General features: G+C 71.3%; 14 protein-coding genes and 1 pseudogene. 8 read left to right on the forward strand and 7 right to left on the reverse strand.

What is annotated here, in order from left to right:
- Nucleotides 1-61: 61 nt before the first annotated feature.
- From ACWGDE_RS13725 to ACWGDE_RS13740, 4 genes and pseudogenes are all read right to left on the reverse strand, one after another.
- Nucleotides 62-528: pseudogene (locus ACWGDE_RS13725) on the reverse strand (DUF5990 family protein).
- Nucleotides 529-757: 229 nt separating this feature from the next.
- Nucleotides 758-1,192, reverse strand: a complete 435-nt coding sequence (locus tag ACWGDE_RS13730; RefSeq protein WP_453389167.1) for a DinB family protein — start codon at nucleotides 1,190-1,192, stop codon at nucleotides 758-760.
- A gap of 92 nt (nucleotides 1,193-1,284) precedes the next feature.
- Nucleotides 1,285-1,947, reverse strand: coding sequence for a response regulator (locus ACWGDE_RS13735; protein WP_453389168.1), 663 nt, complete (start codon nucleotides 1,945-1,947; stop codon nucleotides 1,285-1,287).
- Nucleotides 1,944-3,071 carry a sensor histidine kinase gene (locus tag ACWGDE_RS13740; protein WP_453389169.1) on the reverse strand — a complete coding sequence of 376 codons (1,128 nt, stop codon included), beginning with the start codon at nucleotides 3,069-3,071 and terminating at the stop codon, nucleotides 1,944-1,946. Before ACWGDE_RS13740 ends, ACWGDE_RS13735 begins: the two co-directional genes overlap by 4 nt.
- Nucleotides 3,072-3,268: 197 nt before the next feature.
- On the opposite strand from ACWGDE_RS13740, the gene ACWGDE_RS13745 reads away from it, so the two are divergent.
- Nucleotides 3,269-3,691, forward strand: coding sequence for a DUF6223 family protein (locus ACWGDE_RS13745; protein ID WP_453389170.1), 423 nt, complete (start codon nucleotides 3,269-3,271; stop codon nucleotides 3,689-3,691).
- 112 nt (nucleotides 3,692-3,803) lie between these two features.
- Here the strand turns inward: ACWGDE_RS13745 and ACWGDE_RS13750 are convergent, their stop codons facing one another.
- Both ACWGDE_RS13750 and ACWGDE_RS13755 read right to left on the reverse strand, forming a co-directional pair.
- On the reverse strand, nucleotides 3,804-4,544 hold the full coding sequence (locus ACWGDE_RS13750) for a cation transporter (protein ID WP_453389171.1): 741 nt from the start codon (nucleotides 4,542-4,544) through the stop codon (nucleotides 3,804-3,806).
- Entirely contained in the window at nucleotides 4,535-4,870 is a 336-nt protein-coding gene (locus ACWGDE_RS13755) for an ArsR/SmtB family transcription factor (RefSeq protein WP_453389172.1), read from the reverse strand. Before ACWGDE_RS13755 ends, ACWGDE_RS13750 begins: the two co-directional genes overlap by 10 nt.
- 102 nt (nucleotides 4,871-4,972) lie before the next feature.
- Between ACWGDE_RS13755 and ACWGDE_RS13760 the strand changes: the two genes are divergently transcribed.
- From ACWGDE_RS13760 to ACWGDE_RS13785, 6 genes are all read left to right on the forward strand, one after another.
- Nucleotides 4,973-5,659, forward strand: coding sequence for an alpha/beta fold hydrolase (locus ACWGDE_RS13760; RefSeq protein ID WP_453389173.1), 687 nt, complete (start codon nucleotides 4,973-4,975; stop codon nucleotides 5,657-5,659).
- Between the two features lie 115 nt (nucleotides 5,660-5,774).
- Nucleotides 5,775-6,236, forward strand: a complete 462-nt coding sequence (locus ACWGDE_RS13765; RefSeq protein WP_453389174.1) for a pyridoxamine 5'-phosphate oxidase family protein — start codon at nucleotides 5,775-5,777, stop codon at nucleotides 6,234-6,236.
- 130 nt (nucleotides 6,237-6,366) lie between these two features.
- Nucleotides 6,367-6,867 carry a YfbM family protein gene (locus ACWGDE_RS13770; protein WP_453389175.1) on the forward strand — a complete coding sequence of 167 codons (501 nt, stop codon included), beginning with the start codon at nucleotides 6,367-6,369 and terminating at the stop codon, nucleotides 6,865-6,867.
- A 618-nt stretch (nucleotides 6,868-7,485) separates the two neighbouring features.
- Entirely contained in the window at nucleotides 7,486-8,661 is a 1,176-nt protein-coding gene (locus tag ACWGDE_RS13775; protein ID WP_453389176.1) for a hypothetical protein, read from the forward strand.
- 159 nt (nucleotides 8,662-8,820) lie between these two features.
- The gene (locus ACWGDE_RS13780) at nucleotides 8,821-9,033 is read left to right on the forward strand and encodes a hypothetical protein (RefSeq protein ID WP_453389177.1); all 213 of its coding nucleotides are present in this window, start codon (nucleotides 8,821-8,823) and stop codon (nucleotides 9,031-9,033) included.
- 23 nt (nucleotides 9,034-9,056) lie between these two features.
- Nucleotides 9,057-9,713, forward strand: a complete 657-nt coding sequence (locus ACWGDE_RS13785) for an aminotransferase class IV (protein ID WP_453389178.1) — start codon at nucleotides 9,057-9,059, stop codon at nucleotides 9,711-9,713.
- Here the strand turns inward: ACWGDE_RS13785 and ACWGDE_RS13790 are convergent.
- A complete protein-coding gene (locus tag ACWGDE_RS13790; RefSeq protein WP_453389179.1) occupies nucleotides 9,694-10,119 on the reverse strand; it encodes a hypothetical protein in 426 nt (141 codons plus the stop codon). The two genes, ACWGDE_RS13785 and ACWGDE_RS13790, sit on opposite strands and share 20 nt — an antisense overlap.
- A 154-nt stretch (nucleotides 10,120-10,273) precedes the next feature.
- On the opposite strand from ACWGDE_RS13790, the gene ACWGDE_RS13795 reads away from it, so the two are divergent.
- Nucleotides 10,274-13,333, forward strand: coding sequence for a helix-turn-helix transcriptional regulator (locus ACWGDE_RS13795; protein WP_453389180.1), 3,060 nt, complete (start codon nucleotides 10,274-10,276; stop codon nucleotides 13,331-13,333).
- Nucleotides 13,334-13,382: the final 49 nt, after the last annotated feature.

Raw genomic sequence — 13,382 nt, forward strand, 5'->3', positions numbered from 1 at the left:
CACGCAAACGCTGCACCGCTGCCCCGGCCCGGCCACTGGGCTGCACGAAGTCCACCATCCTCTACATGGCGGCACTCCAGGTGACGGTCGGGGGGGGAGGACACGCGCGCACAGGGGTGCGCCGCACGCGTCGGTGAGGCCGAGGCTGCCCACCAGCAGGCCGCTGCGCCCCGCGGCATCGAGCGCCTCGGCGGGTACGGCATCGAGCACGAGTTTGGCGCGGCGGAACATGGTGAAAGCGCCTGCACCGTCGACCGTGCCCCATGACAGATAGATGAACCGGCTTCCCGGACCGCCTTGCACGTAGGGCCCTTTCACATCGACGCCCGTCGGCGAGATAACCGTGGTGCACTCCAGGGTCCAGGTCGCGGAGGCGGCGTTGCCGGGCTGCGGATCGAGGAGCTCGGTGGGGCGGTTGCGACGTTGCACGGCGACATGGATGTTGCGGTACGCCGACCCGTCGTCTGCTCGTGCATGGGGCGGGCAGGTGAGGCCGGGCAGGTCGACTGCGTCGATGCGGATGCGCATGGCAGTCAGTGTCCTCGTCGGTGTCGGTGTGCCGCTGCTCGTTCCGACGGCGGGCCCTCACGGTCCCCGGTCCGCCGAATTCAGCGCACGCCGGAGCTCGGCGACGCCCGGCACACCGTCGACCCGGCCGTCCGGCCGATGTCGAGCGCCGCTCGGCCGAGCCGGCCGCGACGCGCGAGGCCCTGCGCGGACATCGCTGCGGCCGGAGGCAAAACCTCCGCAGCGTCCGTCAGCGAGGTCCGGTCAGGGTGAGCTGGGCACGGTGGAAGTCGAAGTGCCGCGTCGGATAGCGGTAGATGTCCGCGAGCGTCATGAAGTCCTTGAAGAAGGGATCCCAGCGCACTGGAAACCGCATCCCCCGGGTGAGGTCGTCCTCGCGCTCCGCCGCGAGCCTGTCCCGCAGCGAGTCGATCACGCGGTCGAACGCGACGCCCGTCCGGCGCGGGCCACAAACCTTCACGGCCCCGCACGGCCCGAGGTAGTTGATCACATCGAACGGCACCGTCCCCGCGTCCAGCAGCCGGGCGAAGCCCTTCCCCACGGGGGCGGGAAGCCGCCCGAATGCTCGCGCGAGGAACAGCAGCCGCAGGGTGACCATGTAGCCGAAGAGCATGTGCCACAGCAGTTGCTCGTTGGTCCACCGCGTGCCGCTGGTGGGCCGCACCAGGGCCGCCCGGCAGCAGCTCGCCGACACCGGTCGACTCGGTCCGGACCCGGGTGTCGGTCCTGCGAGTGGTTGTGACGCGTTGTCCGGTGTTACGAGTTGTGTGGCGTTACCAGGCCGGATTCGTAGGCGAGGACCACGAGCTGGGCGCGATCGCGGGCACGGAGCTTGGCCATGGCCCGGTTGACGTGGGTCTTCGCGGTCAGCGGGCTGATCACCATGCGGTCCGCGATCTCGTCGTTGGACAGGCCCTGCGCGACCATGACGACAGCTTCGCGTTCGCGGCCGGTCAGTTCTTTCAACGCCGGCCCGGTGGTTCTGGGGAGCGGCCGGCTGACGTACCGGTCGATGAGCTTGCGGGTGATGGAGGGGGCGAGCAGGGCGTCGCCGCGCGCCGCGACGCGTACGGCGTGCAGGAAGTCCTCCGGCACGATGTCCTTGACGAGGAATCCGGCGGCGCCGGCGCGCAGGGCGTTGAAGACGTACTCGTCCAGGCCGTAGTTGGTGAGGATGACGACGTGCACCCCGGCCAGGGCCGGGTCGGCCGCGATGCGCCGGGTCGCCTCGATGCCGTCCATGACCGGCATCTGGATGTCGATGAGCGCGATGTCGGGCAGGTGCTCCCCGGCGAGCTCCACGCCTTCCTGGCCGTTGGCGGCTTCGGCAACGACCTCGATGTCGTCCTCGAGGTCGAGGAACGCGCGGAATCCGCTGCGGATGAGGGGCTGGTCGTCGACCAGCAGAACCCGGATCACGAGGCACGCTCCACGGGGAGTTCGGCCCGGACGGTGAAGCCGCCCCGGTCACGCGGCGCTGCCTCGAGGCGACCGCCGAGGGCGGTGACGCGTTCGCGCATCCCGAGCAGCCCGATGCCCGGCACGGGGACGGCTCGCGGCGTGGCCTTGCCGTTGTCGTCGACCTGCAGGGCCACCGCGTCCGGGCGGTAGTCGATGCGGACCGATGCCGTGGTGGCGTCCGCGTGACGGGCGATGTTGGTGAGGGATTCCTGAACGATCCGGTAGACGGTACGGCCCACCGCGGCCGGTACGTCGTGCTGCCGGCCGCGGATCGTCAGCGTCGCCCGCACACCGGACTTGCCTGCCCGTTCCACCAGTTCGGGGATGTGGTCGAGGCCGTGCGGTGGGGTGGTGTCGTCGTCGCGCAGGGCCTCCAGGGTGGCGCGGAGCTCCCGGGACGCCTCCCGGCCGGCCTCCCGGATCGCCAGCAGCGCCTCCGGGACCGGCTCACCACGCTTGTGGGCCACATGGACGGCGGCCTCGGACTGCACCTTGATGACCGAGATCTGGTGGGTGAGGGAATCGTGCAACTCTCGCGCGATGTGCAGCCGCTCCTCGTCGGCGCGGCGCCGGGCGGTCTCCTCCCGGGTGCGTTCGGCTTCGTCCGCCCGCTGCTCGGCCTGCCGCAGGGCCTCACCGGCGGCGCCGGCGGCGATGAGCCAGGCGATCTGGAGGGCGCCCCGGGCCTGCGCGAACGCCTCACCCGTGCTGTGCAGGCCCGAGACGAGGGCCGCGAAGGGGAGGGCGGCCAGCACGGCCACGCTCACCACCACCGTGACGACGCGGTGTCCCGCCCTCATCGCCGCGTACACCGCGAAGAGGAACGCGACGGCAGCCACGTCGAACCCTGCCGCCTGGTAACCCACCGCGCACAGGCCGGTGACGGCGAGGACGGCGACCGGAGCCCGGCGGCCCGCGGCCAGCGCCAGGCCGCCCACTGCCAGCAGTACGTACCCGAGCAGGCCGAGGCCCGTGGCGGGGTGCTGCCCGGACAGCCCGGTGACCAGCAGCGCGGCCGCCACGCCCACGGCGATCAGCCAGTCCCTGACACCGGCAGGAACCCGGAACCGTCCATTGCTCATACGCGCACCGTAGCCGGAGGCCGCCACGGGCGAATCCCGCTCACGGACCAGCGACCGACTACTGCGCACGCGGTAGTCGAGCGGCACCTGCCGCGTCCGTGGTAGTGCGAAGTGCCTGCGCCTGCCGGACGACCTGCCAGGGGTCCGGCCGACATGCTCGATCCACATCCAGTCGTGGGAAGAGAAGGAGCACCCTGATGTCCGCTCGTCGCCTGTTCGCCGCCTCGGCTACCGCCCTGCTCGCCGGGCTCGGTCTTGCCACCCCCGCGGCAGCGCACGCCTCGGTCCAGCCGCTCGCTGCCGGTGTCACCGACTTCAGCCTCGGGCGGCTCGGAGCCACCATCGGCGGGCTGTTGGGGGTGGCCGCCGTGGTCATCGCCGTGCTGGCGCGGAGACGACCCGCTGGTCGCCTCGGCAAGGCCAACGGGTCGCTCGGGGCCAAGGCCGCCGTGGTCCTGGGGCTGATGGGCATGGTCCTCGGCGGGCTGATCGCGGCCACGGCCAGCGGCGGACTGGGCACCGGCAACGGGCTGGGCGGTTCCTACGTGGCCCTGCTGCTCGGGCTGTTCGGCACGGTACTGGGCGGTCGGGCTTTGAACCGCTCCCGCATCACCCGTTGACCGCGGCGGATCCGTGCTCTGGCGCGGTCACGGCGTACGGGCCGGCACCGCGCCGGTGGGCCCGTAAGGCGGCTTCGCGGCCGTGCAGCCGCGGGCCCCTGCACCGTGGAGTTCACGAGCAGCAGGTGCAGCCGGGCTCGCAGCCGCACGCGTCCGTCTCTGCCGCGGCCGCTCCGGCTGGGGCCGACGTGTGCGCGGTCGGTGCGCAACAGCCCTTGCCCTGCCAGGCATCGCGTCCTTCCTTGACGGCGATGGCGGCGATGACGCGGGCGGCGAGGGGGTCGGCCCAGGACCAGCCGAGGGTGGCGTTCAGGACCAGGCCGACGAGGAGTACGGCGGACAGGTAGGTGCACAGCAGCGTCTGCTGGGAGTCGGCGACCGCGCTGGCGGAGCCGAGTTCACGACCGGCCTTGCGCTGGGCGGCCGACAGGAACGGCATGATCGCGAGCGAGAGAGCGGCGAGGAAGATGCCGGGGATGGAGCGGTCCACCTCGCCGGTGCCGGTCAGCGCGCGGACGGCGTCGAAGGCGACGTACGCGGCGAGGGCGAAGAAGGAGACGGCGATGATCCGCAGGGTGGTCTTCTCCCGCGCTTCGCGCAGGGCGTGGTCGCGGGCGGAGAACTGCCAGGCGACTGCCGCGGCGGAGGAGACTTCGACGATCGAGTCGAGGCCGAAGCCGATGAGCGCGGTGGAGGAGGCCATGGTGCCGGCGGTGAGCGCGACGACGGCCTCGATGACGTTGTAGGTGATCGTCGCGGCGACGAGGAGCCGTATGCGGCGGGCGAGTGCGTCGCGGCGGGCCGGGGACGGGGACGGGGACGGGCCCAGGGATATCGCGGTCATCAGCAGCATCCCTTCTCGGCGGCGTCCGGGCAGGTCTTGTCGTTCTCCACCGCCACCACCGCGGCGAACAGGTGTTCCAGTGCCTGGCCCAGGCGTGCGTCGGCGAGCTCGTAGCGGGTGCGCCGGCCGTCGGGCACCGTGACGACCAGGCCGCAGTCCCGCAGACAGGTGAGGTGGTTCGACAGCCGGGTGCGGGAGATGCCGAGCGCGTCGGCGAGCTCGGAGGGGTAGGCGGGCGCCTGACGCAGCGCGAGGAGGATGCGGCAGCGGATCGGGTCGGCGAGCGCGCGGCCGAAGCGGGCCAGCACCTCTATGTCAGCGGCAACGGTAAGCACGCCGCCGACAGTACAGCGAATCCTGGATTCAGGAAATCATGGACTCTTCTGTCCTGGGCAGGCATCCTTCCCTGACACAGCAGCACGGATCAGGGGGCGCACGTGGAGTCGGTGGTCGTGGACGGGGTGCGGATCGCGTACGAACGGGCGGGCCGGGGACGGCCGGTGGTGCTGGTGGGCGGTACGGGGATGCCGCCGGTGGCCTGGGAGCTGTGCGGCCTCCGGGAGGACCTGGTGCGGGCGGACTTCGAAGTGATCACCTACGCCGCACGCGGGGTCGCCCCCTCCGGCGCCCCCTCGCCACCCTGGTCGATGGCGGGCGCCGGACCGGTCACCGGAGTCCTCGACGCCATGCTCGACGCGGAAGCGGAACTGATAGCCGTGACCGGCCGGCTGCCCGCAGCGTTCACGCGCCTGCAGACCCTGCTCTCCAGCCTGCCGCCGGCCATCCTGCGCGAGGACGAGCAGCAGACCCGCACGTGGCTGGAACTCCTCGGCGCTCAGCAGGAGATCTGGACGTCGACCGGCGGCGAGGTGGGCCAGGCCACCGCGGCCGAAACGTGGCTGCGCGATCCGCACCGCATGGCCGCGCTCGCCGACGTCGCCGTCCCCGTGCTGGTCCTGTGCTTCGAGCACGACCTCTGCTTCCCGCCCCGCGCCTCACGGGCCGCTGCCGACGCCCTGCCCCACGGGGAGTTCACGGTCATCGTCGACGCCGCACACGGCGGCCTCCTCACCCACCCGAAGGAGACAAGTGCCGCCCTCCTGGCATTCCTGAACCGCCCGTGACACCGGCCTCCCCCGGCTCGGCCGCCCCGAAGCGGGGCTGAAGACCGGGTCGGTCTTGGGGAGTAGGACCGATGCCCCATGCACACCGCACGTCTGTTGGCTGGCGTCGCCCCTCATGCAGAACACGAACCCGGAACCTCGCCAGACGGCGGAACGCAGGCGCGACACTCTGGAGCGGCTCGCCGCGGAGCGGGATGTCTGGGTATCGACGGCTCACCCCGATCACGGTCCGCACCAGGTACCGCTGTGGTTCTCCTGGGACGGCCGTGCAGTGTGGATGTGCACCGGCGCGACCTCCGTGACCGCCCGGAACGTCCAGAAGGAACCCCGGGTGCGCCTGTCGCTGCCGGACACCTTCGATGTGGTGCTTCTGCAGGGCGAGACGGAATGCTTCACCGACCAGGACGTGCCCGGAGACCCGGCCGACGCCTTCACCGGCAAGCTCGGGTGGGACCCGCGTACGGAGGACGGCGCCCATCTGTACCTGCGCGTGGTGCCGAAGACCGTGCGCGCTTGGCGAGGCGTGCGTGAGCTGCGAGGCCGAGTCATCATGCGCGACGGAGCATGGCTGGAGTAGGGGCCGTCGCGGGCGGATGATCTCCCCACCCGCGCACCACGAGAAGCGCACGAAGCCCAGACGCGCAGAATGACTACGGGTTCGGCAGCGGCTGACCACGCTGTCTGACGTGCTTCGTATGCTTCCGCCCATGAGCATGAACGGGGAGTACCTGCGCATCACGCCGGCGGAACTGGACCGGGCCCTGATGGATCCCGAATGGGCGCTGGGCCTCGCCGAGGAGATCCAGGACGCGCAGGAGGAGAGCGAGCCCGCGCCGGCCGAAGCGCGCCACTTCACCACGCACAAGGCTTGGCACCTGCTGGGGTTCCTTCTGGAACGCTCCGCTTTCCCCGTCGGCATCGTCCACGGAGAGGAACCCCTCGCCACCGATTGCGACTGGGGCTACGGACCGCCGCAGTACCTGACCCCGGATCGAGTACAGCTCGCCGCCGACACCTTGCGGGAGACGACGTTTGACCAGCTCATCCAGGATGTCGACCCCTCCGAACTCACCAGGGCCGGGATCTACCCCCAGATCTGGGACTCGCCCGACTCACTGGAGTGGGCCCGCGACGTGTTGACTCCCCTTACGGAGTTCTTCCGGGGTGCCGCATCCACCGGTCACGCGATGCTCATCTGGCTCGACTGATCTCTTTCTCTCTCCCCCGGAGCGGCCCAGACGTTGAAGGACGACCTGAACCGACCTCGAACGTGTCCGGGCGATCAGGTTCGGAGCAAGATGACGAGCGGCTGCGGAAGTGCACCGCGGTCTGCGAGGACTACGCCGCGACGGTAGGTCCGGGGCGCCGGACGGCCGTGCCCCGGCACCCGCCAGGAACCACCGGTACTCCACCGCGCACCAGCTCGTCATCGACGTGGACACCCGTCTCGCCGTCGTGGTCCGCCGGCCTCCGTCGGCAACACCACCACGATCGCCGACGGCGACTACCACGGCGTCCACCACTCCATGCTCGGCATCGCCCGGATGCACCACCATGCCCTCGCCGGAAAGCCACGAGGGCCGCGCGACGATTCGCCATTCCGGCCACCGACCGTCCGGACTTTCGCCCAGTTTCTGAAGCCTCCACCCGGCAACGCCGACACGCTCGAACTCCGGAAAAGGACACCATCGCACAAAAGAACTACTGGACAGGCCGAAGTACCTAACAGCATACGTCCGGTGCGCCTCGAAAAGGATGGCTATTGAGCTGATGTAAACAATGATCGGATCGCTCTCGGGCGCCTCCCCCAAAAAAGGAGTCAGACAATGAGGCCACTGCGCCGCCCCCGCCAGGCCGCTACCCTGCTCGCCGCTCCCACATTCGCGCTCACCCTTTCCGGCTTGGTCGCCACCCCCGCCCACGCCGCCACGATCGACGTCGCCTGCTCCCCCGCCGCCCTCATCCAGGCCGTCTCCACCGCCAACAGCACCCCCTCCACCGCCGACACCCTCAACCTCGCCCGCGACTGCACCTACACCTTTGCCGAGCAGATCGCCGGCCCCGGCCACGCCGCGCTCCCCCAGATCACCAGCCCCATCACCATCGACGGACGCAACGCCACCCTCACCCGCGACGACAACACCGACAACGAATTCCGCTTCTTCACCCTCCCCCCTACCACCGGCGCGAACCTGACCCTCCGAGACGTTGCCCTCACCAACGGCAAATCCGGAGTAGGCACCCACGGTGGGGCCATGCAGCTGGGATTCGGCACCGTTGCTTCGCTTAACAACGTCCGCCTCACCGGCAACTCCGCCAGCAACGGAGGCGGCGCCATCAACAACAACAATGGAACCCTCCGCGTCGTAAGTTCCTACTTCAACGGCAACAGCACCGAATCCGGCCACGGCGGTGCCATCCTGAGCAGCGGGACCACACGTGTGGACCTCAGCGCCTTCACCAACAACTCCACCGGCCCTGTCAGCGGTGGCAACGGCGGCGCCATCGCGCACACCAGCATCTCCGCACCCTTCGCCCTGGCCGGGAGCATCCTCACCGGCAACGAAGCAAGAGGTCTCGGCGGGGCCGTCTACAACAACAGCTCCTCCGCGACGATCACCGACAGCCAGATCCGCAGCAACAACGCCAGAACCGGCGGGGGCATCGCCAACTTCGGCACGCTCACCATCAACGTCCTCACCACCATCCGTGGCAACACGGCAAGCTTCTCCGGTGGCGGCATCTACAACTTCGGAACGCTCAGTACCCGCAATACCGTCATCGACAGGAACGCGGTCACTCAAGGAACCGGCGCCGGCATTCACAACCAGGGCGACGCAACGCTCAACGACTCCCGCGTCACACGCAATGTCGCGGCCTACGCCCCGGCCGGCCTCCACAACGAAGGCGGAACCGTCACCCTCAACCACACCGCCGTCACGAACAACAACCCCGGCAACTGCGATCCCTCAAACCCCGCCGCCGCCGGCTGCACCCATTAGGTCCACCCACCCCCAGGGGCTGGAGGAGGATTCCCCTTCCGCTCCCGCGCTTTGGCCGGCTCGCCCGGGGTCCGTGAGGTACTGACCTCAGTACCTCACGCCGACACCGGCCTGGGAGCGCCGTGACCGGTATCGGCAGGCTGTGGCAGCATGGCCCGGATGCCGAGCTTCGACATCAACGGCGAGCCGGCCAGGGTCGAGGAACTGCATCGGGCCGCCGCTTGGAATTACGGGCACTTCACGTCGATGCAGGTGCGCCAAGGAGCCGTACGCGGTTCGGAGCTGCATCTCGAGCGGATGCGGGCGGGTTCCCTCGAAGTGTTCCACGGTGCGGTGGACACGGATTCCGGACGGATACGGAGCGGAGCCTGATCCGCCGGCGGGTCGGTCCGGATGTGGATGCCTCGGTACGGGTCACGGTCATTCCGCACGAGAGTGCGCCGGAGCGCCCTGACGTCATCGTCGCGGTCACCGAACCCGCGTCGGACACGCCTCGCCCGCCCCTGCGGGTGTGTTCCGCGACCTACGAACGCGATCTGCCGCATCTGAAGCACATGGCCACCATGGGCCTCACCCACCGGACGCTGGAAGCCCGGAAGAACGGATACGACGACGTTCTCTTCATCGGCCGCGACGGCATGGTGCGCGAAGGCTCGGTGTGGAACGTGGCGTTCTGGGACGGCGAGCAGGTCATCTGGCCGCAGGCGGACGTGCTGCCCGGGATCACGATGCAGCTCCTCCAGGAGGGGCTGACGCGGACGGGCGTACTGTGGACCACGCGCCCCGTGCCGGCGGTCGAGATTCCGATGCTGCTCGCCGCTGCGGCCACCAACTCGCACTGCCCCAGCCAGCCGATCGCGAGTGTCGACGACGCCGACTTCACGCGCGACACAGGAGCACTGGTCAAGGCTCTCCATACGGCCTGGGCCACGGTCGAGTGGGATGCGCTGCGCCGACTACCGCTCAGGGCAGTGCCCTCGCGTCTGCGTGACCGTCGCCCTTGGACCGCTTCCACTGATTCCCTGGTGTCACCTAGTCCTCGAAAGGGATGAACCTGGCAAGTGATGCCCAGTCCAGGGGGCGCACGATCTCGGCCAGGTAGGTGAAGGGATCCTGCGCGGTCGTTTGGAACCACATCACCGAGATCCTCGTGTGCCCGTACTCCGTGATGTCCTCGGGCGTCCACCATGACGTCAGTCGAGCATGAACCGCCTCTCGCGGCATCCACTCGTCGACCCGTCCCTCCGCATCGGCTCGGATCTTGTCGAGATCGTGCACGTACAGATGCGGCGTCGCCGCCATCGCCTTCTCGATGGTCATCAGACGAAAGCGACGGTGCAGGTGCGGCGTCCCTTCGAGCATGCCTTCACGATCGTCACTCACCGTGAGCTCGCGAAGCTCCGCCTGGACTGGCCCCACCTGATAGCTGCGCAACCCGTCGGGGTTCATCTGGATCATGGACCAGAGCGTAGGGCCGTCCTACAAACGGACCAAGCGACTTTCGACGCACGCGGCCCCCGGCCGCATCGTTCCCTCCACTCGACAGGAAGGGCGACGGAAGCGATGATCGGCTTCGGTTCGGGGGGACGTACGGGCATGACGTGAAGGTCTGGTGTCGGTCGACCTGTTGGGCGGCGGCACCGTGCCCGCGACATCAGGGGAGATGCCGGTGTTACGAGCGGTGACGGATGCGGGCGCGGCGGGGCGGCTGATCGGGCGGGACGACGAACTGGACCAGCTCGCCCTGCTGTTGACCGAAGAGCGCCGGACGAGCAGGATCGCGGTGATCGAGGGGGCGCCCGGCATCGGCAAGACCCGGCTGCTGGGGGCTCTGGTCGAGCGGGCCGCGGCCGCGGGGCGCGAGGTGTTGCGGGGAGTGGCCACGCCGGCCGGCACCGCGGTTCCGTACGGGCTGCTGATGCACGCCCTCTACCACACCAGGGCGTTGGACCTGCTGGAGGAGTTCGCCGACCAGCCGGCCCCGGGGGCCTCCCAGCTCCACCGCAGACACCGTCGGCTGCGGGACGCCCTGTTGGAGAACGGCGACTGCGCGCCGGTGCTCCTCGTCCTGGACGACCTCCAGTGGGCCGACGAGGAGTCCCTGCGACTGCTCGAACACGTCTTACGCGGCCCGGCCGACCAGCGCATCGGCCTCGTGCTGGCGCACCGCTCGGGAGGCTGCCCGCCCTGGCTGGCGCGGGCCCTCGGGGACACCGCCGCGCTGCGGATCGCCCTCGGCCCGCTGGCTCCGGCCGACGCCGCCCTCCTGGTGCCGGGGGCCCCGCCCGCCCGGGAGCGCCGGCTCGTAGCGGCGGCCCGCGGCAATCCCCGTCAGCTGCGCGCCCTCCACTCCCTCGTCTCCGCCCTCCCGGCCGACCGGGCCGACGAGCTGGCGGACGGGCTGGCCTCGGGGGACCCCCGTCCGGCGGGCCTCCTCGACGGCTGGCACCCGGACCCCGACCTGCTCGGCGAGTTCGACAGCCTGTCGGCCGACGCCAGGGCGGTGCTGCGGGCCGCCGCCGTCGCCGGAGCGGAGTTCGACCCGGCGCTCGTCGCGGAGGTGGCCGTGCTGCCGGAGGACCAGGTCGGCCTCGCCCTCGACGAACTGGCCGACCACGGCTGCGTGGTGGGCAGTGCCGGGTGGTACCGGTTCGGCAGGCCGCTGCTGGGCTCCGTCGGCTACCGTCTGGCGGGCCCCGCCTGGCGCGTCGAGGCGCACCGCCGGGCCGCCACCCATCTCGAGCGGCGCGGCGCCGCGCCCGCCGCCTGGGCCGCACACGTCGAGCACCTGGCCCACACCGCGTCGGGGGACGAACTGGCCCGGCTCGTCGACATAGCCCGGGCCGAGCTGCACCAGGCGCCCGAGACCAGCATCCGGCGGCTGCGCACCGTGCTGCGGGTGCTCGCCGACCGGGGTGACGGTGCCCAACTGGAGCAGGCCGCGCTGCTGTTGGGCCGGGCCCTCACGGTCACCGGCCGGCTCGACGAAGCCGCCGAGGTGCTGCGCCCGCTGCTCTCCGCCTCGGCCGGGGGCTCGACGGCCGCGGCCGACCTCCTCGCGCTGGGCGAGCGACTGCGCGGCCGGGGCGAGCGCGCGTACCGGCTGCTGCGCGAGAGCGACCTCGCCGGCGATGCCCCGGCCGGCCCGGGCGCCGTCCCGCGCACGTGGCCCCGTACGGCAGGCCCGGCGGCCGGCGCGCAGGTGGCCGCGGCCGGTCGCCCGGGCGCCTCCGTGGAGACCGAAATCAGCCTGGCGAGAAGGGAGATGATGAACAGTCAGTGGGATCGATGTCTGGGCCGACTCGTGGCCCTCGACATCCCGTCGGACCGCCCGGAACTCTCGGCGGCCGCCGACGCCCTCAGAAGCCTCAGCCTGATCGTCCAGGGGGACGTGCCGGGCGCCGTCGACGCGCTCGACTCTGCCGAGCGCAGCGCCGACTCCCTCACCGGGAGCGAGCGGCTGCGGCTCCTCGGCGGTCTGCCCGACCTGTGCTGGGCGGAGATCCTGCTGGAGCGGCCGAACCAGTGCGCCCGCCGGGTCGCCGAGGCCCTCGCGCTCGCGGAGGCCCACCACCACCGCTACATGCTTCCCGAACTGCACGTCGTGCGGGCATCGTTGCTGACCGCGTCCGGACCGATGGAGGACGCCGTGGCGGCGGCGGACACCGCACTGGAGCTGGCCAGGTCGCTCGGCACCACCGAGATGCTCGCGCCGGCCGCGGGCCTGCGGCTGCGGGCCATCCTGTACGGAGCCGGCCCCGGGGCGGCCGGGCCGGCGCTGGCGCTCCTGGAAGGCTGCCCGGAGCCGGAGACGTGGATGTGGTCCGGTTTCATCCGGCACGTACGCGCCGAGGCCGGGCTGGCCCTGGGGCGTCCGCTGCCGCCGGCCGAGGCGCTGCGGCTGCTCGTGTCCCCGGACGGGGAGCGGTCCGACCCGATGTGCGTCCCCGGCCACGACCTCGCGGCCGAGTTCTGGGCCCGGACGGGGGACGTCGAGGCGGTCGCCCGGCACGCCGCGCAGGCGAACCGCGTCCCGGTGCCCGGACTCGCGGTCTACGGCGCCACCGCGCAGCTCGCGGAGGCCCGGCTGGCGGCCGTCCGCGCCGAGCACGAGCGCGCCGCGGAGCTCGCGCACGGGGCGGGCGACCAGCTCGCCGCGGCGGGGTGGCCCGTCAAGGCCGGGCTGGCGCACCTGGTCGCGGCACGCTCCGCCAGGAGCCTGGGGTGCGACGAGGAGTTCGCCCGCGCGGTCCGCGCCGCGGAGGAGCAGTTCGAACGGGCCGGCGCGCACGCGCTGCGCAACGCGGCGACGGAGCTGCGCGGCTCGCACCCGCTCGCACCGTCCCCCTCGTACTCCCTGCCCTCCCAGCCCTCGGGCGGCCCGGACGGGTACGGGCACGGCCGGGCGGCGGGACTCGGCGGGGAGGAACGCCCCGCGGACCGCGCGCCCTCCCTCCTGCGGTCCGCCGGCCCGGCGGACTCCGCCCTGTCGGCCCTCTCCGCTCGGGAGAGCGAGATCGCGGACCTGGTCCTCGAAGGGCTCACCAACCAGAAGATCGCCGCCCGGCTGTTCGTCAGCGTCCGCACGGTGGAGACACATCTGACGCGGATCTACGGGAAGTTGGGCATCGCCCGGCGCGGTGCGCTGGCCCGGGCGCTGGACTCCGTCTGACCCTCCAGCCAGGGGGTGCCGCACGCGTGCGACACCCGTCTCCATCGGC

This window comes from Streptomyces sp. NPDC054956, assembly GCF_053609185.1.

What these genes read in the sequence shown, in the direction of transcription:
- ACWGDE_RS13745 (WP_453389170.1), top strand. Translation starts at nt 3,269, where the DNA reads ATGTCCGCTCGTCGCCTGTTCGCCGCCTCGGCTACCGCCCTGCTCGCC.
- ACWGDE_RS13765 (WP_453389174.1), top strand. Translation starts at nt 5,775, where the DNA reads ATGCAGAACACGAACCCGGAACCTCGCCAGACGGCGGAACGCAGGCGC.
- ACWGDE_RS13780 (WP_453389177.1), top strand. Translation starts at nt 8,821, where the DNA reads ATGCCGAGCTTCGACATCAACGGCGAGCCGGCCAGGGTCGAGGAACTG.
- ACWGDE_RS13790 (WP_453389179.1), bottom strand. Translation starts at nt 10,119, where the DNA reads ATGATCCAGATGAACCCCGACGGGTTGCGCAGCTATCAGGTGGGGCCA.
- ACWGDE_RS13770 (WP_453389175.1), top strand. Translation starts at nt 6,367, where the DNA reads ATGAGCATGAACGGGGAGTACCTGCGCATCACGCCGGCGGAACTGGAC.
- ACWGDE_RS13740 (WP_453389169.1), bottom strand. Translation starts at nt 3,071, where the DNA reads ATGAGCAATGGACGGTTCCGGGTTCCTGCCGGTGTCAGGGACTGGCTG.
- ACWGDE_RS13775 (WP_453389176.1), top strand. Translation starts at nt 7,486, where the DNA reads ATGAGGCCACTGCGCCGCCCCCGCCAGGCCGCTACCCTGCTCGCCGCT.
- ACWGDE_RS13750 (WP_453389171.1), bottom strand. Translation starts at nt 4,544, where the DNA reads ATGCTGCTGATGACCGCGATATCCCTGGGCCCGTCCCCGTCCCCGTCC.